We start from the raw sequence: 21856 nt of genomic DNA on the forward strand, positions 1-21856 counted from the left end.
TAATGTGCTTTCCGTCTTGCGCAGGACTGTAGAGCAGGAAAGTTCATATGCGCCGCCCGGCTCCCGCGGCTCCCGAGGGGTATCTCCCATGCAAAAACTTTTGTTGGGTAAAGTCCGAGGTCAGTGGCGTTTTATAACGAGAAATTCAAAAAAGTTGAAAATCCATTACAAATTTGCGTTGACTTTAGGTAACTAAAGTTTCATACTCCTTTTCAACCACTGGGGGATGTGAACACGCACGGATCGTTCACATCATGATTGAAGAGGATTTCTTAGACATGTTCACGCATCAGCTAAACATTATCAGTGTAGTAATTATCTGATGCGGGTTAGCACATACAGCTAGCCCGTACGATAACGGGCGGCTGATGAAGATGAGGGCCGTCGAGCGCAACCGACGGCCCTCATTTTTTATGTCTAGGAAGTTCTTTTTAGAGGAGGAAATGTAATGAACGGAGTTTTGCTCATGGTTGTGGCCGCGGCGGTGCTCGCCTGTGGCTATCTGGGCTACGGCCGCTGGCTGGCCAACAAGTGGGGCGTTGACAAAGAGGCCCTCACGCCGGCCAAGCGCATGAAGGACGGCAAGAGCTTCTCGCCCGTCTCCGCCTTTACCGCGTTCTCGCACCAGTTCAGCTCGATCTGCGGTGCTGGCCCTGTCACGGGTACGATCGTCGCCATGGCCTTTGGCTGGCTGCCCGTCGTGCTCTGGGTCCTCGTCGGCGGCATCTTCTTTGGCGCCGTCCACGACTTTGGTGCTCTGTACGCTTCGATGAAGAACAACGGCAAGTCCCTGGCCCAGCTCATCGAGAAATACATCGGCAAGACCGGCCGTCGCCTGTTCCTGCTGTTCTGCTGGTTGTTCTGCATCATCGTCATCGCCGCTTTCACCGACATGGTCTGCAAGACGTTCATGTTCACCTCGGTCGTTGACGCTTCTGGCGCTGCCACCGGTGCTATCGACTTCACCAAGTCCTATGCCGCCGGCTGCGCTGGTACCATCTCCATCCTGTTCACCTTCGTCGCTATCGCCTTTGGTTGGGCCCAGAAGAAGTTCAACCTCACCGGCGCTGCCGAGTTTGTCACTGGCGTGGTGCTCATGGTTCTCATGTTCGCCGTCGGTATGCAGTTCCCGGTCTACCTGGATAAGTTCCAGTGGTTCGCCGTCGTCATGGTCTACCTGGTCTTCGCTGGCGCTATGCCCATCCAGATGCTCAAGACCCCTCGCGACTACCTCACTTCCATCATGATGATCGTCATGATCGCCTGCGCTGTCCTCGGTATCGTCGTCCTGGGTGTTAACGGCCAGGCCACCATCACCGCTCCGGCCTTTACCGGCTTCTCCAGCGCTTCTGGCATGATGTTCCCGGTCCTGTTTGTTTCCGTTGCCTGCGGTGCCCTCTCCGGCTTCCACAGCCTCGTTTCTTCTGGTACCTCCTCCAAGCAGGTCGAGAAGGAGCAGGACGCCGTCAAGGTCGGTTATGGCGCCATGATCGTCGAGTCCTTCGTCGGCATCCTTGCCATCATCGTCGCCGGCATCATGTTCTCCGATATGAACACCGCCGGTACCGGCGCCCTCAACGCTGGTGTCGCTTCCACCCCGTTCCAGATCTTCGCCGCTGGCATCTCCCGCGGTATGCAGGCCTTCGGTGTTGACGGCACGCTCGCTACCGTCTTCATGACTATGAACGTCTCCGCTCTGGCCCTGACCTCGCTCGACGCCGTCGCCCGCATCGCCCGCACCTCGTTCTCCGAGTTCTTTGCCCAGACCAACGATGCTCTGGCCATCGAGTCCAAGGCCGGCTACATGAAGGTTCTCGGCAACCCCTGGTTCGCCACGGTCGTCACCCTGCTTCCCGGTCTCGCCCTCGCCTTTGGCGGCTATGCCAACATCTGGCCGCTCTTTGGTGCTTCCAACCAGCTGCTCGGCGGCATGACCATGATCACCCTCGCCGTGTTCTGCAAGTGCACCGGCCGCAAGGGCTGGATGCTCTACGTGCCCGTCGCCTTCCTGCTCTGCTGCACCTTCACCTCGCTGGTCCAGAGCGCCATGGGCTGCATGACCGCTGTCCAGGCTTACGGCTTCTTCGGCACCATCCCGGCTACCGCCACCACGGCCGCCGTCTCCGTCGCCGCCACCAAGGGCCTGCAGCTCGTTTTCGCCGTCCTGCTGATGGTCCTGGGCCTCATCGTTGCCGTCAACTGTCTCAAGGAGTTCTTCGGCAAGGAGGCCGGCTCCATGCCCGACGAGGAGCCCGAGTGGTCCGAGATGGGCAAGGCCGAGTACGGTCGCGCCGCTGCCGCTGAGGCTCCTGCCGACGCCGAGGCCGCTAAGGCCTAGTCGGTCGGACGGGTTGAATCTCCCATCTATTTGACTCGGAAAGACCGGGTCCGCAATCAAGCGGACCCGGTCTTTTTTCTTGTGATAACAGGTGGTGCAAGGGCGTTCTCGCAGATGTTTTGCGTGGATAGGCTCGTGCGTTGTACCATATGGACGTATATGTGTGCATATGAAAGGGGCCCCGTGGCCAAGACGGTATATTCCGATAATCAAAACAATGTCGATGCTCTGGCTGAGCGTCTGAGCAGCCAGACGTCGCTTTCTGCCGAGCGCGCCAAGCTGGTTGCCTACGACCTGCTCTGCCGCAAGGCGCTCAAGATTAAGTCGAGCGCGCTGGCGCAGATTTTCCGCTCCGTCGATAAGGAATGCGATACCAAGGCGATGCGCGATGAGCTTATCGCGGCAAATATCGTGACCAAGATCGAGGGCAGCGGCATTAACGGGCGCCCGGCGTTCTATACCATCAATGTCGAGATCCGCGATGCCCAGGAGCAGCCTGCCGAGTCCGTCGAAGATTTTGTCGTCGAGGATTCCGCTGACGTGCCTGCTGTGGAAGAAGTTGCTCCGCGTGAGCATGTTGATACCGATGAGTTGCTCGATGAGAACGTCGTGCGTGCCTTTACGGCCAAGGCAGGGCGCGGCGGTTTTGGCGGGGGTGGCAAGCGCGATGCGCAGCGTCGCGCCCAGCAGGAGCGCTTCCGTCGCGCCGTTGCTCGAAAGGGTGAGACGGATGCCGAGGCTGTTGAGAACGAGGTTGCTGCCGAGTCGCAGAGGCCCGCGAAGGAGCAAAAGCCCGTGGAGGCCCAGGAGCCCCAGCGTCGCCGTGGTGCCCACTTTAAGGCTGCGCAGCAGGATGTCGCGCATGAGGTTGAAGAGCTTTCCGAGGCCGCAGACGATGTTGAGGAGTCTGCCAAGAAGGCCCCGGGCTCATGTCGTCCCGGACGTGGTTTTGCGAGGCGCGCGTATCCCGTAAGGCGTCAGGAGAAGGGCGAGCCGGCTCCGACCGCTCAGGCCGAGAAGGCCGAACAAACCGAGAAAACCGTTGAGCCGGCGGCTCGCGAGCAGCAACCTTCCGAGTCGCAGCCTGCGGCTGACACTGAGGTCAAAGCTCAACAGACCGCTGATAAGCAGGCGGGGGAGAGCGCCTCAGGCAAGCCCCGCCGTCGTCGTCACCGCGGCGGTCGTGGCTCAAATGCCGAGGCCGCGGCCGAGAAGACAGCGACACAAAACGGAGATGAGAAGGCCGAGACTCCGGTGGATCAGGTCAAGCGCCAGCCGGCGAAGGAGGCCAAGTCCGATCGTCCGCAAAAGCGCTCGTCTGCGCCCAAGCAGGAACGTAATACCCGGGCAGATTCCAAGCGTAAGCCTCATGCACAGGCTGAGCCTGCCGCGGCTGATAGTGCTACCCAGCAGCCCGAGTCGGCCGTCCACGGCGAGGTATCGGCGTTTGCCCTTGCCCGCGTTTTGGGCAGGCAGCTGCTCAAAGTTGTCCCTACGCCTACGGCGCTCTCTAAGATCAAGGAACAGCAGACTCAAATTGTTAAGGTCGAGGGCAAGGACGGCAAAAAGGCGCCGCAGCGCACTCAGCACAACGAGATGTCCAACCGCAAGATTGCCGAGGAAATCGCAATCATCCAGGCTTGGATCGAGCAAAACCGAGGTGCCGATACGCCGGTTGCCTCGCGCCGCCAGCGTGCCTACCAGATTTTTAACGACGAGAAGGCTTTTGACGGCAAGCACGGTGAGCGCCTGATAAGGCGCATGACCGAAAAGGGCATCAGCATGCAGGCGATCAAGGTCGCCCCCAACCGCCCCGTGCACTTTACGGGTTTCTTTACGCTGGGCGCCGATAAGCCGTTCATTATGGTCGAGAACCTGGACACCTACGACGAGATCGTCAGGCTGCTGCGTGGCCGCAAGCACGCCAAGCTCTTTGGCATCAAGGTGGGCGGCGTGATTTTTGGCGGCGGATGCAAGGCGAGCGTCTCGCATGCCCTGGACGATTATCTGGCCGAGATCGGCTATCGCTTTAACTACGTCTACTACGTGGGCGATATCGACCGCGAGGGCGCGCGCATCGTCGAGCAGGCTCGCAATGCCAATGTGGTTGAGATTCGCCTGCATGCCGGTATGTACCGCGCCATGCTCGCCGAGCATAAGCGTCGCGTGAAGGCCGGCGGCGAGTGCGAGCGCGCGGCTGCCAACCAGGGCGTGCCGCAGAACTTGGCGGCGACGATCAAGGATCTGCCCATGGTCACGCGCGTGCAGTTCCGCAATGTGCTACGTGAAGGCGGGCGCATTCCGCAGGAGATTCTGATGACCGCCGACTATCGGGATGGCGACTCGGGAAGCTTCGACCGCATGCTGAACAACTAAATTCCGCCGGCCCCGGGAGAGCGGGGACACCGGCTTAGGTTTCCTGCTCTACAGTCCTGCTCACGACGGAGGCCACATTAAGTGGCCTCCTGTTCGTGCGGAACTCGCGATAAACCTAAGCCGGTGTCCCCGCTCTCCCGGGGCCTGTCGTGGCTTGGCCGTTGCATGCGGCTCGCTTTTCGGAACGGGGCTGACGGACACGTTCCGAAATCTACCACCGTCGCTGTACAGGGTGTCTATAAAGAGCCGTGGCCAAAAAACGGCAAATATGAGTACTGATACTCTTTTAGTAGCAGTAATTTTGACCACATTTAAGGTGATTTGACGTGTCGATCGAGCAGATAAGCTGCCGTATCTCCTCAAGTGTTCATTAAAGGAAGACCTTGATGCGAATAAATCTCATTAAGATCTTCTTTTATTAACGAAAATAATGTAGCTACAACGGTAACAGTACTCATATTTGCCGTTTTTTGGCCACAGTCCTTCGGAGGGTCCTCGAAAATAGTCCCGAGCCGGCACTTGGGGACGTTCCTATAATGCCGGCACTTAGGAGCGTCCCCAAGTGCCGACACCGCGTCTGCCTGCGGCGGCCGCGCCCCGCTGCGTCGCTCCGCACCCTTGCGGGTTCGAATCCCTCCGCTTGGCGGCGTTGGCTCGATTTGCTTGACGTGAGGGGCTCTTGGCTGGTGTGGGACGGAGGGATTCCGCGTCCGCCTGGTCGGCGGCCGCGCCCCGCTGCGTCGCTTCGCTCCTTGCGTGCTGCGCTGGAAAACGCTTCGCGTTTCCTCAGCTCCGCACCCTTGCGGGTTCGAATTCCTCCGCTTGCCCACAAGAAAGCGCCCTGGGCCGTTATGGGCTTAGGGCGCTCAGTTTTAATGGCTGGGACGGAGGGATTCGAACCCCCAACAGCCGGCACCAAAAACCGGAGTTCTACCGTTGAACTACGTCCCAATGTGTGGTGTTGCCCAAAAGCAACTCGTCTAGTTTACCTAATCTGCGAGGGCATCGCAAACGCCGTCGAGTAGGCGTACGGCGAGCGTCTGCGCGTCGCTGGCCGTGAAGGTGCCGTTGTAGCGCGTCATGCCCGTGAGCTCAATGCGAATGCGAGCCGGCTTCTGCTGCGCGGCGACATTGGCGGTGCGGATGCGCTGGGCCAGGTTGTGGCACTCGGCGAGGGCAATCGTGGCGCGTGGCGCGGCGTCGGCGGGCAGCTCGTCGCTTGCGATCTCGAGCACCAGGTCAACGTCGGTTGGGACCTCGGAGTCGCAGAGCATCATGCCGCTGTTGTCGGTCGTTGCCGTGGCGATGTTCCACATGCGCGAAGCAACGCTGCGTGCGATGGGGTCCTCACCGATAACGGCGATCTGGAAGCGCTCGAGCACGTTGGCGGCGCGAGCAAAACCGATGCGGGACTCGGCTTCGGTGACCGAGGGCTTGCCCTCCCACACATGGTGCAGGCGGTTGATGTAGGCGTAGGTGTCCTGGAAGGCCATGCCGTCGGCAAACAGGCCGACATTTTCCTGGAACTGCTGCAGGGCGGCCTCGGTATGCGGACCAAAGTAGCCGTCGTCTTCGCCACAGGCAAAGCCCAAAACGTTGAGAGCGCGCTGCAGGGCCTGCACATCGGCGCCATGGAAATTGGGCATGCGCAGATACAGGGTGCGGTCGCCCAGCTTATACGAGGCGTCGACCAGGGCGCTCCAACAGGGGATATCGACGGCATGACCGGCAGCAAGGCCGCTGTCGAGCCTGAAGGTGCTGACGGCCTGCTCGGTGGTGGTGCCAAAGCGCTTGTCGACAACCTCGGCGTCATCGATTGTATAGCCGAGCTGCAGAAGGCGGGACTGAACATCCTCGACGGCTGCTCCCTGCATGCCCGTGGTAATAGGTTCCATGAACGAACCCCTTTCGGCGTACCATTCGTACTATTTTGAGCGTGTGTCGGATAGACAACGCGAGACAATTTATAAACATGCACTCAATAGTGTAGCAACTTGTACCCAAACTCGCTGCCCACAGGTTTTATGACCCCCGCTAGTTAAGACGCTCCACAAAGAAATCTGCCATTGAGAGGAAGAGCTCGCGCGCATGCGGGTCGAGCTCGACGCCTTCGATAGCGGCCTTGGCCTTAGCGGTCAGGTCGAGCGCATAGGTGTGGGCGTAATCGATGGAGCCGGTCTCCTGGAAGATCTCCACGGCGCGTGCGAGCTGCGCAGGGTCCTCGGTGCCCGAGGAAAGGATTGCCTCGATCTCGTCGTGATAGCGCTCGTCTGACAGGGCATGCACGGCAACGAGGGTGCGCTTGCCCTCGGTGATATCGGTGCGGAAGTCCTTGTTGGCGGCCTCCTTGGTGCCGATCAAGTTGAGCAGGTCGTCTTGAATCTGGAAGGCAAGGCCCGTGTGCAGCCCAAAGGCGCGCAGTGCCTCAATCTGCTCTTCGCTGCCGCCGCCGATAATGGCTCCGGCGGCAAGTGGCGTCGCTCCGCTGTAGTACGCGGTCTTGTGCGTCGCCATGTCCAGATAATCGTCGACCGAAATGTCAAAGCGCCCGTCGCGGACCCAGCCCAGGTCGAGCGCCTGGCCCTCGATGGTACGGACGATCATCTCGGTAAGCTCGTGGAGCACGCGAAGCTTCACGTCTGCGTTGAGTGTGGGGTCGTCGAGAACCGTCTTGGTGACCATGGTGAGCGCCAGGTCACCGCAGTTGATGGCAAGACCGGTGCCCTCGGTAAGGTGCATGCAGGGCTTGCCGCGACGAATCTGCCCGTTGTCGGCGATGTCGTCGTGGATGAGTGCGCCCGACTGAAAGTGCTCGATGGCCGCCGCTGCGCTGCGGGCGCTCTCAAAGCTGCCGCCTACCGCAGTGGCGGCGAGCATGCAGATGAGCGGGCGGTGGCGCTTGCCAGCGTTTGCCGTAAATGCCGAGAGCGGGGTATACAGGTAGCGCTCGATATCGGCGGAAGTCGCCTGTCCGTCAAAGAACGTGGCCAGATAGTCGTTAATCTGGTCAAAGTGCTGGGCTAAAAAGCTGGTAAACGGACTGGACACGGGTTCTCGCATTCTTTGATAGGTTGCATCGTTGCATTATGCAGACAACATATTGCCACATTAGGGCGTCGAGCGCGGCGGTTGAAGACGATTGGTCCATGCGGCCGCAAGTGCGGTAGGGGCTTGGCTAGATAAGCCCAAAGTGTTCGAGCGCGGTGACGACGCCGTCGTGGTCGATGCTGTCGGTGACATAGTCGGCCTTTTCCTTGAGGAAGTCCGGCGCGTTGCCCATGGCGATACCGACATCGACGGCGTTCATCAGCGAGACGTCATTGCTGGCGTCGCCGATGCCGTATACGGTTCCGTGGTGGGGATCGAGGGCGTCGAGTACGGACTGGATACCCTCGCGCTTGGTGCATTCGCGAGGCGAAATCTCGGTCACTTCGAGCTCGAGTTCGTTAAAGCAGAGCAGCGGCTCAAACGCTTGATCCTGAGCGATGCGGTTGGCAAGCGACGTGGACATTAAGATCTTGTAGGCGCTGTAATGTTGCAGCTGCGTAATTGCATCGCCCACGGTGCGGGCGTATCCCGGGGCGTCGGGCGCATCGGCACTCATGCGAACGACGCCATTGAGTCCCTCAAAACGAATCACTTCGTCCGATTGCTCAAGAATGGGAGCAAGGCGCTGCAGCATGCCGGGCGTCATCGCCAAATCGCGAATCACGTGTCCCTCAAGTTCGACATAGCCACCCGCGAGGCAGACGATGCCGGTCCAGGGCAGCTCGAGCAGCTTTGGATGGATGCAGCTCAGCGTGCGCCCTGTGCAGATAAACGCCATATTGCCCTTGGCGACAAAATCACGGATGGCTTGCGAGACCGCTTCATTGGGATAGGGGGAGAGGTCTCGCTCGCTCTCGGGAAGCTCTTGTGCCACTCGAGGGTCTTGCCAGGCGAGTGTTCCGTCGATATCGAAGAAGCAGATATCGCCGCGCTTATGGGCTGCGCTGGCGGCAGGGGAGGCCGAGGTGGTGGGCACAAATCCCGGCTCGAGGCCCATGATCTGGTCAAAATGCTCTTTAACGCGGGGAACGGAGATGCCAATAATCACCTGGGCGGTCTTGCCCGTAATGATGAGGCCCTTGGCGCCCGCCGCGACGAAGGCTGCGTTGTCTGCGACAACGGAAGGTTCTGCGACCTCAACGCGCAGACGCGTGGCGCAATTGGTCGCTCCTACAATATTGCTAACGCCACCCAAGAGCGCAACGACTTGCTCAGCAAGCAGATGATCTTGGGATGATTGGTTGTCGGTGCCGTTTTGGGCCGCGCCTTCTTTGGCAGAGCTTTTTCCCGTCAGACGTGCGAGCGCCGCATCGCTGGCGATATGATCCTCGCGGCCTGGGGTTTTTAGGTCGAAAGCCAGAATGAGGCCCCGGAAGACCAGAAAAAAGACAGCGCTAAACATCAGACCGATACCGAGCGCCAAAAGGTAGGAGCCGGCATGCATTCGCATGAGTGGGATGAAGTTGAAGGCCGTCATTTCCATGAGACCGCCCGAGAAGATGCCGACGATGCCAAAGAAGTTCATGGTCATGGCAAGGCAGGAGGACAGGACGGCGTAGAGCAAAAAGAGTCCGGGATAGGTGAACATAAAGAGAAACTCTAGCGGCTCGGTGACGCCGCAGACCACCGAGGCGACGATGGCGGGCAAAAGGATGACCTTAAGGCCGGCGCGGCGTTCGGGTTTGGCGGTGAAATAGAATGCTGCCGCGATGGCGGGAAGGCCAAAGAGCTTGCCCCAGCCGGTGGCGGTAAAACCTGCCCAGGGCGCAAGTTCATTTAAAGGGCGCGTGCTATGGGAGAGAATGGGGAGCAGGTTGGTCCACGTGGCGTAAATACCGTCGTGAATGACCAGATTGTCGTAATAGATGGGCATATAGAGCAGATGGTGCAGCCCCATGGGCTCGAGCGCTCGCTCCAAAAACACAAAGATGCCCACGCCGAAGGGGCCGACGCCCGCAAGTGCGTGGCGCAGCGTTTCGGTCACAGCGTATGCGAAAGGCACGATGGCGGCCGAGATGGCGGCAAGGGCAAACACGGCAAAAAAGCTGATGAGGTAGACCAGCGAGGAACCCGAGAAGGTGCCGAGCCAATCGGGAACCTTGGCATCGTAGAAGCGGTCATGGATCGCGACGACGGTTGCCGACACCGCCAGCGGGCCGATAATGCCGGTGTCGAGCGTCTTGATGCCGTCGATGACGGTGATGCCGCTAGCGGAGGTCAAAAACGACGGGTACTTAAGCCCAAGGTTGTCTCCGCTCAGCTTAATGATCTCGCTCAAAAAGAAACAGTAGGAAAAATAGGCTACGAGCGCCTCGAGGCAGCAGCGTGCCGGTTGCTTTTGGGCAAGGCCGATAGGCAGCGCTACGGCAAAAAGGAGTGGAAGGCGCTTAAAGACCGTCCACGAGCCGCGCTGAATGATAGTCCAGAAAACGTACCAGGGGGTTCCGTATACGGCGAGGTCGCCGACGATATCCACGGTCGTTGCGAGGGCGGAGATGCCGACCATGAGGCCTGATATAGAAAACAGCATGGCGGGCGCGAACATGGCTCCGCCAAAACGTTGGATTTTCTGCAGCATAATATGCCTTTCGGATGCAACATGCTGTGCGAGCAAGAACGTTTAAACAATGAACTCATTGTAGAGGACTGGCTGCTTGCCGCATTGACGGTTTTGATTCGGTCCGATTTGGGTTTCGGGGGAACCGTCGACGGTAAATAATCCGTGCTTTACCGATAATCGGTTTAAACAACTTTAAGAAATGCTATCGTGCCTAGCCATACATATTCATTAGAGGTGAAATCATGCCAAAAGCGATTTACGAAGGAATCTACCGCGAGATCCGTTCGCGCATCATCAACGGGACCTATGCGTTTCAGGAGATGCTGCCAACCGAAGCCGAGCTGACCGCGGAGTTTGGCTGCACGCGCAATACCGTTCGACGCGCCTTGAGCATGCTGGCCGACCAGATGTTTGTGCAGCCTATACACGGTAAGGGCGTGCGCGTTATTTGGCTTAAGGGCGAAACCGACATGCTGGGCGCACTCGAAGAGGTTGAGTCGTTTGGCGAGTTCGCAAAACGCAACAATGCCGTCGCATCGACCGAGGTCAAGTCTTTTGAACATTTGATTTGCACTGAGCAACTCTCACGTCGCCTGGGCTTTAAGGTGGGCGAGGAGCTGATTCGCGTCGTGCGTGTCCGAAGCCTCAACGGCAGCGCGCGCCAAGTGGACCATGGCTACTTTTTGGCGTCGATCGCCAAGGGCCTGACCCCCGAGATCGCGGCGGATTCTATCTACGGCTATCTGGAGCACAAGCGCGGCGTCAAAGTGATGGCGAGCCGTCGTACGGTGAGTGTCGAGCTCGCCAACGATGAAGACTGCAGCTATCTGGACCTCGGCAAGTACAACTGCGTCGCCGTTATGGAGAGCCAGTCGTACACCTCGGACGGCATCTTGTTCGAGGTCACGCATGCCCGCACACACCCCGAGATCTTCCATTACCGCGTCAATTCCAAGCGATAGCCGGCTAGCTCGCAGCCTGACGAGACTCATGCCCTCAAAGAGAAAACGCCCGGTCAAACCGACGATGCATCGGCTTGACCGGGCGTTTTCTCTGCATTCGATAACGAATAATTGTTTATACAAAACTTGTCAAGTATCAAGTCGAAATTACCGTTCACCGAAGTTTTTCTACCGCTCTAGTAATACTTGTTCAAACAACTAGCCAAATAGCGTATTGTACAAGTCAGCAAAAGGGGCAAAGTCCCCGAGCCAATCTCCGAAGGCGGCGGCAAAGGGTGCCGCCACGGTGTGAAAGGGTGGATTGTAATGAAGAACGAAATGAGCAGAAGGCAGTTCCTGGGCTTTGCTGGTTCCGCGGCTGCGGTTCTTGGTCTGGGCCTCGTGGGCTGCGGTGGTTCTGCCGGCTCTGGCTCCTCTGCTTCTGGTGACGCTGCCGAGGTCTACTTCCTCCAGTTCAAGCCCGAGGTCGACAAGGAGTGGAAGGAGATCGCCAAGGCGTACAAGAAGGAGAAGGGCGTCGAGGTCAAGATCGTGACCGCCGCCTCCAACACCTACGAGGAGAAGCTCAAGTCCGAGATGTCCAAGAGCTCCGCTCCGACGCTGTTCCAGGTCAACGGCCCCACCGGCCTTAAGAACTGGAAGGACTACTGCGCCGATCTTTCCGACACCAAGCTCCGCGGCGAGCTCATCGACGACTCCCTGGCGCTGCAGTCCGACGGCAAGGATCTGGGTATCGACTGGGTTCAGGAGAGCTACGGCATCATTTACAACAAGGAGCTCCTCGAGAAGGCCGGCTACAAGGCCGAGGACATCAACTCCTTCGACAAGCTGAAGGCTTGCGCCGATGACATCCAGGCCCGCAAGGACGAGCTCGGCGTTGACGGTGCCTTCACTTCCGCCGGTATGGATGACTCCTCCAGCTGGCGCTACACCACGCACCTCGCCAACCTCCCGCTCTACTACGAGTTCGAGAAGGAGCACAATCAGGAGGACGACGAGATCAAGGGCGAGTATCTCGACAACTTTAAGCAGATCTTCGACCTGTACATCACCGACTCCACCTGCGATCCTTCGCAGCTCGCCTCCAAGACCGGTGACGACGCCACCAACGAGTTCGCAACCGGCAAGGCCGTCTTCTATCAGAACGGCTCTTGGGCCTACGCCGACCTCACCAAGGCCGGTATGACCGACGACCAGCTCGGCATGCTGCCGATCTACATCGGCGTCGACGGCGAGGAGAACCAGGGCCTGTGCTCCGGCGGCGAGAACTACTGGTGCGTCAGCTCCCAGGCTTCCGAGGATGCCCAGAAGGCCACCGAGGACTTCATGTATTGGTGCGTCACTTCTGACACCGCCACCAGCATCATCGCTGACAAGATGGGTCTGACCGCCCCGTTCAAGAGCGCTAAGGAGACCACCAACGTCTTCTCTCAGCAGGCCGTTGCTATGGCCAAGGACGGCAAGAAGACCGTTGCTTGGGACTTCGTTTACATCCCCTCCGAGGAGTGGAAGAAGAACCTCAAGCAGGCTCTCATCGCTTATGCTGCCGACAACACCAAGTGGGACGGCGTCAAGAACGCCTTCGTCGATGGCTGGAAGACCGAGAAGGCTGCTTCCGAGTAAGCAGTTGCTGCCCAAGCTATCTGATTAGCGACAGGGGGCGGGCAGACGTAGGTTTGCCCGCCCCCTGCATATTGAAAGGACCCTTCTATGGGCAAAGCACTCAAGCGCTGGTGGCCGCTCTTTATGCTGCCCACGTGCCTGGCGTTTATGATCGGGTTCGTGATTCCCTTTATCCAGGGTTTCTATCTCTCGTTCTGCCAGTTTATTACCATCAATAACGCGCACTTTGTCGGTATCGAGAACTACGTGCGCGCGCTGTCCGATCCGCAGTTCTCCACGTCGTTCTTCTTTACCGTGGCGTTTGCCTTCCTGTCGACGGTGCTCATCAACGTGATCGCGCTGGCCATTGCGCAGGCGCTCACTCGCAAGGCGCTCAAGGGCACCAACATCTTCCGTACGATTTTCTTTATGCCTAACCTGATTGGCGGCATTGTACTGGGTTACATTTGGCAGATTCTGATCAACTGCCTGCTCTCCAACGTGGGTGCCCAGCTTATCGCCCTCAACTCCGCCGCTGGCTTCTGGGGCCTTATCATCCTGACCCTGTGGCAACAGGTCGGCTACATGATGATCATCTACATCGCCGGTCTGCAGTCCATTCCGTCTGACTACATCGAGGCCGCCAAGGTCGATGGCGCTACGGCATGGCAGACGTTTTGGAAGGTTAAGATCCCCAACCTGATGCCGACCATCACCATCTGCCTGTTCCTGTCCATCACCAACGGCTTTAAGCTGTTCGACCAGAACCTCGCCCTTACCGGTGGCGCCCCGGCGCACTCCACCGAGATGCTCGCCCTGAACATCTACAACACGTTCTATTCGCGTGCTGGCATCGCATGGCAGGGCATCGGTCAGGCCAAGGCAGTTATCTTCTGCATCCTGGTTGTCGCTATTTCTATGATCCAGCTTAAGGCCACGAGGTCCAAGGAGGTGCAGCAGTAATGAAACGCGATAAGGCTATCAACCGCGCGCTCTCGATCTTCTTTACGATTCTGTCGCTCGCATGGATCTACCCCGTGTTCATGATTGCGCTCAATTCCTTTAAGAAAGCGACCGCAATCAGCACCACCACGGCGTTCGATCTGCTCACGCCCGAGACGTTCAACGGCCTCGCAAACTACGTGCACGCTCTGAACGAGCAGGGCTTTGCCTCGGCGTTTATGTACTCGCTCATCATCACGGTCACGTCGGTCGTGCTGATTCTGGTGTGCTGCTCCATGTGCGCTTGGTACGTGGTGCGCGTCAACAGCAAGATCTCGAACTTCTTCTATTACCTGTTCGTCTTCTCGATGGTCGTACCGTTCCAGATGCTCATGTTCACGCTGTCCAACCTCGCGGACCGCATCGGCTTTAACACGCCGTTTAACATCTGCTTCATCTACCTTGGTTTTGGCGCGGGTCTCGCGGTCTTTATGTTCGCCGGCTTCGTCAAGAACATCCCGCTCGAGATTGAGGAAGCGGCCATGATCGACGGCTGCAACCCGGTCCAGGTGTTCTTTAAGATCGTCCTTCCCATTATGAAGCCCACCTATCTTTCGGTCGGCATCCTTGAGACCATGTGGGTCTGGAACGACTATCTGCTGCCCTACCTTACGCTCGACTCCACCAAGTACAAGACCATTCCTATCTTGATCCAGTACTTCCGTGGCGGCTATGGCCACGTCGAGCTCGGCCCCATGATGGCATGCATCATGATGGTCGTCATCCCCATCGTCATCATGTACATCTTCTGCCAGAAGTACATCATTGACGGCGTTGTGGCAGGTGCCGTCAAGGGCTGATGCCGTAACTGTTTTGCAAGTTTTGGCGGCGCCTCTCAGCGCGGCGCCGCGTATCGAAAGGTAAAGACATGGCCGAGATCGTTCTCAAACATGTTCAGAAGGTGTATCCCAACAACGAGTCAAAAAAGAAGGGCTTCTTTGGCAAAAAGAAGAAAACCGAGGAGAAGAAGCACAACCTCAAGGTTACCGAGGACGGTGTGCTCGCTGTAGAGGACTTCAACCTCACCGTTCACGACCAGGAGTTCATCGTCCTCGTTGGCCCTTCTGGCTGCGGTAAGTCCACGACGATGCGCATGGTCGCCGGCCTGGAGGATATCACCTCGGGCGACGTGCTCATCGACGGCAAGCGCGTCAACGACGTCGCTCCCAAGGACCGCGACATCGCCATGGTGTTCCAGAGCTATGCTCTGTACCCCAATATGACGGTGTACGAGAACATGGCGTTTACGCTCGAGCTCAAGAAGGTCCCCAAGGACGAGATCGACCGCAAGGTTCGCTCCGCTGCCGAGATCCTGGGTATTACCGAGTATCTTGACCGTAAGCCCAAGGCACTCTCCGGCGGCCAGCGTCAGCGTGTCGCCATCGGCCGCGCCATCGTACGTGACCCCAAGGTCTTTCTGATGGACGAGCCCCTGTCCAACCTGGATGCTAAGCTTCGTAACCAGATGCGCGCCGAGCTCATTAAGCTGCGTCATGAGATCAAGGGCACGTTCATTTATGTTACTCACGACCAGACCGAGGCTATGACCCTCGGTGACCGTATCGTGGTCATGAAGGATGGCGTCGTCCAGCAGATCGCCACCCCGCAGGAGGTCTTCAACCATCCCGCGAACATCTTCGTCGCCGGCTTTATCGGCGTGCCGCAGATGAACTTCTTCGATGCCCAGCTGGTGCGCTCGGGCAACGGCTTTACCGTCAAGACCGAGGATATGAACGTGGCGCTCGCCCCCGAGACCTGCGCTCAGCTTGCTCTCAACTGGGACGGCGGCGACGTGAAGGAGATCACGGCCGGCGTGCGTCCCGAGCAGATTCTGCTTGCCGACAAGGGCGAGGAGGGTGCGCTCCAGGGCACCGTCGAGGTGACCGAGCTCATGGGCTCGACCGAGCATGTCCACGTGACCGCTCCCGACGGCCAGTTTGTCCTGATTATCCCCGTCGTCGACCTCGAGGCCAAGGGCGCGCTCAAGGCTGGCGACCCCATCTGGTTCAAGTTCGAGAAGAACGCGACTCATCTCTTCGATAAGGTGTCTGGCAAGAACCTTATCTAGGCCCGGTGCATCCAGGCCCTCCCTTTGGGCGACTGCGGCTTTGCCATCCTTTTGCCGCGGTCACATATAAGGCTCCCCTCCCGTCCACTGGGCGAGAGGGGAGCCTTTCTTTGTGTTGGGACTGTCTGACCGGTCGTTTGTCTCGATCTGTAACGGATAGGGCCGATTTCGGACGTTAGATGTTACAGATCGAGACGGTTCCGCTGAGCTAACCATTTCATCTAAATCTGTAACACCAAAGGCGAATTTCACCTGCTAGATGTTACAGATTGAGATAAACCCGAGGGGAGGGGCCGGTATGTCTCAATCTGTAACGGCTGGGACCGTTTTGGTTGAGTAATTGCTACGGATCGAGATTGTTTGGCCGAGTCGGATCACAGGGTAACGTGCGGGCACAAAAAACGGAGCCGTGTTGCCACGACTCCGTTTCTCAAGAGGATGGGTAAGGGGAATGAGCTAGCTCAGGTGCCAAATCTCGTCGTTGTACTGGGAGATCGTACGGTCGGACGAGAAGGTGCCGGCGTTGGCGATATTGATGAGCGCCTTGCGCATCCAGGCGTCCTGGTCCTCGTAGTCGGCCAGCACGCGCTCCTTGGTCTGGATGTACTCCTCAATGTCGAGCAGGGCCATAAACCAGTCCTTGCCCTTAATGTCGTCGTGCAGGCGCTGCAGGCGCTCGGCGTTGCCGGTTGCCATAAAGGCCGGGTTGGTGATGAAGTCCACCAGCAGTTTAATGCCGGGCTTGCGGTAGAGCGCACCGGCGTTGTAGGTGCCGTCGGCGTAGAGCTGCTCGACCTGTTTGGACGAGGCACCAAAGGTATAGATGTTCTCGTCGCCCACGAGCTCGGCAATCTCCACGTTGGCACCGTCGAGCGTGCACAGGGTTAGGGCGCCGTTGAGCATGAACTTCATGTTGGAGGTGCCGCTCGCCTCCTTGGAGGCCAGGCTGATCTGCTCGGAGATGTCAGCGGCGGGGATCACGCGCTCGGCGGCGGTGACGTTGTAGTTCTCAATCATGACAACCTGCAGGTAGGGAGCCACGTCGGGGTCGTTTGCAATCCACTGCGACAGCGTCAGGATCAGATGGATGATGTCCTGCGCGATAGTGTAGGCAGGCGCCGCCTTGCCGCCAAAGATGATGGTGACAGGGTGCTTAGGCCTGTTGCCGTTCTTGATATCGAAGTACTTCCAGATGATGTAGAGCGCGAGCATCTGCTGACGCTTGTACTCGTGGATGCGCTTGACCTGGACGTCGATGATGGCGTTGGAGGGAATGGTCACGCCCCGCTCGAGCGCCATGAACTGGCGCATGATGGCCTTGGCCTCGACCTTGGTGGCGGCCAGGCGCTCAAGAACGTCCTTGTCGTCGGCGAACTTGGCGAGTTTGCTCAGATCGCCGGTGCTGCGCCAGTCGGTGCCGATTACATCGTCGAGCAGGCTGGCGAGCGCGGGGTTGGCTCCATGGATCCAACGGCGGAAGGTGATGCCGTTGGTCTTGTTGGAGAACTTCTCGGGATAGATCTCGTAGAACGGATGAAGCTCGGTGTCCTCCAGGATCTTGGTGTGGAGGGCGGCTACGCCGTTGATGGAGAAGCCAAAGTGGATGTCCATGTGGGCCATGTGGACGGTGTCGTGCTCGTCGATGATGGCGACGCGCGGGTCATCGTGCTCGGCTTTCGCGATCTCATCGAGCTTGACGATAATGTCGGCGATGGCAGGGGAGACCTTCTGCAGGCTGACGAGCGGCCACTTCTCGAGCGCCTCGGCAAGAATCGTGTGGTTAGTGTAGGCGACCATGGAGCGTACGATGGTCACGGCCTCGTCAAACTCGATGCCATGCTCGGTGGTGAGCAAGCGAATGAGCTCGGGGATGACCATGGTGGGGTGCGTGTCGTTAATTTGGACCACGGCGTAGTCGGCCAGATCGTGCAGGTTGCTGCCGCGCTCGATGGCCTCGTCGATCAGGAGCTGGGCGGCGTTGCTCACCATGAAGTATTCCTGGTAGATGCGAAGCAGGCGGCCCTGCTCGTCGGAATCGTCGGGGTAGAGGAACAAGGTGAGGTTCTTGGCGATCTCTGTCTTGTCGAAGTCGATGGAGCTGCCGGGGACCAGGCCGTCGTCGACGCTCGCCAGGTCGAACAGGCGCAGACGGTTCTTGGTGGGCTGGCCGTAACCGGGCACGTCGATGTTGACGAGCTTGGAGGTAACGGCAAAATCACCGAACTCGACGGTGTAGGAGCGGTCGTCGTCGACTAGGATGTCCTGCTCACCGAGCCACTCGTCGGGGACGGCCTTCTGCTGGTTGTCGACAAAGCGCTGACGGAACAGGCCGTAGTGATAGTTGAGGCCCACGCCATCGCCGGTCAAGCCCAGCGTGGCGATGGAATCCAGGAAGCATGCGGCCAGGCGGCCCAGGCCGCCGTTGCCGAGCGACGGCTCGACCTCGAACTCCTCGATCTTGTTGAGGTCGTGGCCTGTGGCGGTGAGCTGGTCCTTAACCTCGTCGTAGATGCCGAGGTCGATCATGTTGTTGATGAGCAGCTTGCCGATCAAAAATTCGGCGGAAATGTAATAGAGCTTTTTCTTGCCGTTGTTGAGCGGGCAGGCGGCGGAGCGCTCCTGCACGAGTTTGACCAGCAGCTTGTAAATGCGACGGTCGTCGAGCTGCTCGAGCGAGGTGCCAAAAGACTGCTCGGCGAGTTCCATGAGGTTAATTTGGGGCATGTTTCCTCCTGTAATGGGTTGATTACATGTCTGCAATTCATAAGAATCCCGCGCGAGGGGATTGGGGTGGCCTCGCGCGGGTAAGCAAGCGCGTCCGCACGGTGGGGAGGGGTCGGGCGCGGTAGCTCCTATTGAGGAAGCTCGATTTCGGCTTCCGACGGGATGCGGAAGTAGGTCTCGGTCCAGTCGGTGAGTTTGTGCTCGAGCTCGCGGGTGATGGCGCCGTCGAGCATGCGCCAGGTCCAGTTGCCGCCCAGCGTGGCAGGGGTGTTGATGCGCGCCTCGTTGCCCAAGTTGAGCAGGTCCTGCATGGTGTAGACGCACGTGTCGCTCACGCTGGCTGCGATGGTTCGGTTGAGCGCGTCGGCGATGGGTTCGCCGGCCTGCTGATGGGTGTACAGGGCTGTCTGCTCGCGCTGACGCGGGGTAGCCGTTCCTTCAAACCAGCCGCGTGCCGTCTCGTTGTCGTGAGTGCCCACGTAGGCGACGGTGTTGGCAATGTAGTTGTGCGGCAGGTAGTACGAGTTGGTGCCCTCAAAGGCAAACTGCAGGATCTTCATGCCGGGGAAGCCCGAGTTGTCGCGCATATCGATGACGCCGGGGGTGAGGAAGCCCAGATCCTCGGCGATGATGGGCAGCGTGCCGAGCTTTTCCTCGAGTGTCTTGAAGAGCTTGAGGCCGGGACCCTGCGTCCACGAACCGTAGGACGAATCAGGCGAGGAGAACGGCACCTCCCAATAGGCCTCGAAGCCGCGGAAGTGATCCAGGCGGATGACGTCGTACATGTCGAGGGCGGCGCGAATGCGGCCCTCCCACCAGGAGAAGCCGTCGGCCTCCATGGCGTCCCAGTCGTAGATGGGGTTGCCCCAGTACTGGCCGGTAGCCGAGAACTGGTCGGGCGGCGTGCCGGCGACGCTCACGGGATTGCCGGCGGCGTCGATCTTAAAGAGCTCAGGTGTCGCCCACATCTCGACGGAGTCACGCGAGACATAGATGGGCAGGTCGCCGATGATGAGAATGTCGCGCTCGTTGGCATAGGCCTTGAGGCGGCTCCACTGGCGATCGAAGAAGTACTGCGTCATCTGGTGGTAGAGCATACGCGCCGGATGGTCGGCGCAGACCTTGGCGGAAGCCTCGCCGCGGGTGCGGAGCTCCGCGGGCCACTCCCAAAACGCCTTGAGACCGCACTCCTCTTTGACGGTCATGAACTCACAGTAGGGGATGAGCCAGTCCTCGTTGGCCTGGATAAAGTCATCGAAATCGGCCAGCTTGTCGGCAGCAAAGCGCTCGGCGGCGCGGTCGAGAATCTGACGGCGGCCGCCAAAGATAGCACCGTAGTCGACATTGCTGGGGTCGGATCCCAGATACACGCCATCGATATCGCGCTGCTCCAGATACCCTGCCTCGATAAGCTCGGCAAAGTCGATAAAGTTGGGGTTGCCCGCGCGGGCCGAGAACGACTGATAAGGCGAATCGCCATAGCTGGTCGTCGTAAGGGGCAGAATCTGCCAGTAATGTTGTTTGCACGAGGCGAGAAAATCGACGAAGTCGTAGGCATTCCAGCCAAAGCCGCCGATTCCGTATGGTCCGGGCAGAGATGAGACGGGCATGAGGACGCCGCTTGCACGCTCCATGAATGCGCTCACCAACCTTCTTGTTGTGGGGTCGGCCTGCCGATGGGTGTGCAGTCCGCCTCCGATGTTCTGATTCGATACGCCTATTGTAAAACATGTTGTTTAAACATGTACAGGCAAGATAAAAAAGTTGGTCGATTTTCGGCGAATGGCTACATGCCATGAAAAAAGCCCCGACCTCACAACGTGAGATCGGGGCAAGAACGGTATGTAGGTTTTTGCTACTCGGCGTCGGCGAAGCCGTTGGGGTTGTGGCTCTGCCAGTTCCAGCTATCGCGGCACATGTCCGCGATGTCGTACTGGGCCTTCCAGCCCATCATGCGCTCGGCCTTGGAGGCATCGCACCAGTTGGCAGCGATGTCGCCGGCGCGGCGCTCGCGGATCACGTAGGGCAGCTCCTTGCCACAAGCCTTGGAGAAGGCGGCGACGACCTCGAGTACCGAGGTGCCGGTGCCGGTGCCCAGGTTAAAGATCTCGACGCCGGTCTTGCCGTTCATCCAGTTAAGGGCGGCAACGTGACCAGAGGCCAGATCGCACACGTGGATGTAGTCGCGCACGCCGGTGCCGTCGGGGGTGGGGTAGTCGTTGCCAAAGACCTGAACGGCCTCGAGCTTGCCCACGGCGACCTGGGCGACATAGGGCACCAGGTTGTTGGGGATGCCCTTGGGGTCCTCGCCGATCAGGCCCGACGGATGAGCGCCGATGGGGTTGAAGTAACGGAGCAGCACGACGTCCCACTCGGGGTCGGCGGTGTGGACGTCCATAAGGATCTGCTCGATCATCCACTTGGTCCAGCCATAGGGGTTGGTTGCGGGCTTCTTGGGGTCTTCCTCGGTGACGGGCGGGTTGTCCGGGTCGCCGTAGACGGTCGAGGAGCTCGAGAAGATGATGGACTTGCAACCATGGTTGCGCATGACGTCGATGAGCACCAAGGTGTTCTCGATGTTGTTGTGGTAGTACTCGACGGGCTTGCTCACCGACTCGCCGACGGCCTTAAAGCCGGCAAAGTGGATGACGCGGTCGATCTGATGGGTATCGAAGATCTTGTTCATCGCATCGCGGTCGAGCACGTTGGCCTCGTAGAAGGTGAGGTTCTTGGCGGCTTCGTCGCCCACGATGGTCTTGACGCGGTCGACGGCGACGGCGCTGGAGTTGGAGAGATCATCGACGATGACGACCTGGTAGCCACCCTCGAGCAGCTGAACGACGGTGTGCGAGCCGATAAAGCCGGCGCCACCGGTAACGAGGACGCAGGTGTCTTTGGGGTCGAGTGCTTTGGACATGTAGTCTCCTATCGAATCAGGAACACTTCTAGAGGGGAGTATAGCGCAGGCGGGGACGCCCAAATCGTGCGCTGAGGAAAAGCAGAGGATTATGTTAACGTACTCATATAAGAGCTTGCCCAATTGTTACCTCAAATTAAACAATTGCTTACGAGCCGCCGACCTTGCAGTTTCCTGCCGTTCGTGGAAATCGTTGGGACGCGCCATATGTACGCTAGTATGTATGAGTTGAGCGACATATAAATAAGCATGTAACGGA

The 21856-nt window shown here is 58.8% G+C and carries 14 protein-coding genes and 1 tRNA gene; 8 read left to right on the plus strand and 7 right to left on the minus strand.

Features of this window, described 5'->3' with window-relative positions:
- The 3 genes from DW003_RS10080 to DW003_RS09445 all read left to right on the plus strand — a co-directional run.
- On the plus strand, positions 1-196 hold a 196-nt coding region (locus DW003_RS10080), incomplete at its 5' end, for a hypothetical protein (protein ID WP_222847418.1).
- A gap of 252 nt (positions 197-448) precedes the next feature.
- The gene (locus DW003_RS09440; RefSeq protein ID WP_117770527.1) at positions 449-2338 is read left to right on the plus strand and encodes a carbon starvation protein A; all 1890 of its coding nucleotides are present in this window, start codon (positions 449-451) and stop codon (positions 2336-2338) included.
- Positions 2339-2521: 183 nt separating this feature from the next.
- A complete protein-coding gene (locus DW003_RS09445) occupies positions 2522-4714 on the plus strand; it encodes a hypothetical protein (protein ID WP_158573226.1) in 2193 nt (730 codons plus the stop codon).
- An 876-nt stretch (positions 4715-5590) separates the two neighbouring features.
- Here the strand turns inward: DW003_RS09445 and DW003_RS09450 are convergent.
- The 4 genes from DW003_RS09450 to DW003_RS09465 all read right to left on the minus strand — a co-directional run bounded on the left by DW003_RS09450 (position 5591) and on the right by DW003_RS09465 (position 10340).
- Positions 5591-5665: transfer RNA gene (locus DW003_RS09450), tRNA-Gln, on the minus strand.
- A gap of 38 nt (positions 5666-5703) precedes the next feature.
- Positions 5704-6609 (minus strand): peptidoglycan-binding protein, encoded by a 906-nt coding sequence (locus tag DW003_RS09455; protein ID WP_187361857.1) that lies wholly within the window; start codon positions 6607-6609, stop codon positions 5704-5706.
- Between the two features lie 139 nt (positions 6610-6748).
- Positions 6749-7762 (minus strand): polyprenyl synthetase family protein, encoded by a 1014-nt coding sequence (locus DW003_RS09460; RefSeq protein WP_089573618.1) that lies wholly within the window; start codon positions 7760-7762, stop codon positions 6749-6751.
- Positions 7763-7889: 127 nt separating this feature from the next.
- Complete coding sequence (locus DW003_RS09465) at positions 7890-10340, minus strand: PTS transporter subunit EIIC (RefSeq protein ID WP_118388835.1); 2451 nt, start codon at positions 10338-10340, stop codon at positions 7890-7892.
- Between the two features lie 224 nt (positions 10341-10564).
- Here DW003_RS09465 and DW003_RS09470 point away from each other — a divergent pair, with 224 nt between their 5' ends.
- From DW003_RS09470 to DW003_RS09490, 5 genes are all read left to right on the plus strand, one after another.
- Entirely contained in the window at positions 10565-11284 is a 720-nt protein-coding gene (locus tag DW003_RS09470; protein ID WP_055252172.1) for a GntR family transcriptional regulator, read from the plus strand.
- A 306-nt stretch (positions 11285-11590) separates the two neighbouring features.
- Positions 11591-12907 (plus strand): ABC transporter substrate-binding protein, encoded by a 1317-nt coding sequence (locus DW003_RS09475; protein ID WP_055252173.1) that lies wholly within the window; start codon positions 11591-11593, stop codon positions 12905-12907.
- A gap of 87 nt (positions 12908-12994) precedes the next feature.
- Positions 12995-13849, plus strand: a complete 855-nt coding sequence (locus DW003_RS09480; protein WP_055252174.1) for a carbohydrate ABC transporter permease — start codon at positions 12995-12997, stop codon at positions 13847-13849.
- Positions 13849-14688: a carbohydrate ABC transporter permease gene (locus DW003_RS09485; protein WP_117584245.1), complete on the plus strand. Its 840-nt coding sequence runs from the start codon at positions 13849-13851 to the stop codon at positions 14686-14688. The genes DW003_RS09480 and DW003_RS09485 overlap by 1 nt, the downstream gene beginning before the upstream one ends.
- Positions 14689-14756: 68 nt before the next feature.
- Positions 14757-15956 (plus strand): ABC transporter ATP-binding protein, encoded by a 1200-nt coding sequence (locus DW003_RS09490; RefSeq protein ID WP_117640835.1) that lies wholly within the window; start codon positions 14757-14759, stop codon positions 15954-15956.
- Positions 15957-16412: 456 nt separating this feature from the next.
- Here DW003_RS09490 and glgP read toward each other — a convergent pair whose 3' ends face one another.
- From glgP to galE, 3 genes are all read right to left on the minus strand, one after another.
- Entirely contained in the window at positions 16413-18680 is a 2268-nt protein-coding gene (gene glgP / locus DW003_RS09495) for a glycogen/starch/alpha-glucan family phosphorylase (RefSeq protein ID WP_118388837.1), read from the minus strand.
- A gap of 128 nt (positions 18681-18808) precedes the next feature.
- Positions 18809-20326: a 4-alpha-glucanotransferase gene (gene malQ, locus DW003_RS09500; RefSeq protein WP_233545570.1), complete on the minus strand. Its 1518-nt coding sequence runs from the start codon at positions 20324-20326 to the stop codon at positions 18809-18811.
- A gap of 209 nt (positions 20327-20535) precedes the next feature.
- The gene (gene galE, locus DW003_RS09505) at positions 20536-21597 is read right to left on the minus strand and encodes a UDP-glucose 4-epimerase GalE (RefSeq protein WP_006235870.1); all 1062 of its coding nucleotides are present in this window, start codon (positions 21595-21597) and stop codon (positions 20536-20538) included.
- Positions 21598-21856: the final 259 nt, after the last annotated feature.

Origin of the sequence: Collinsella sp. AF36-3AT (assembly GCF_003475205.1) — a bacterium.
In the GTDB taxonomy this organism is placed as follows: Bacteria; Actinomycetota; Coriobacteriia; order Coriobacteriales; family Coriobacteriaceae; genus Collinsella; species Collinsella aerofaciens_AF.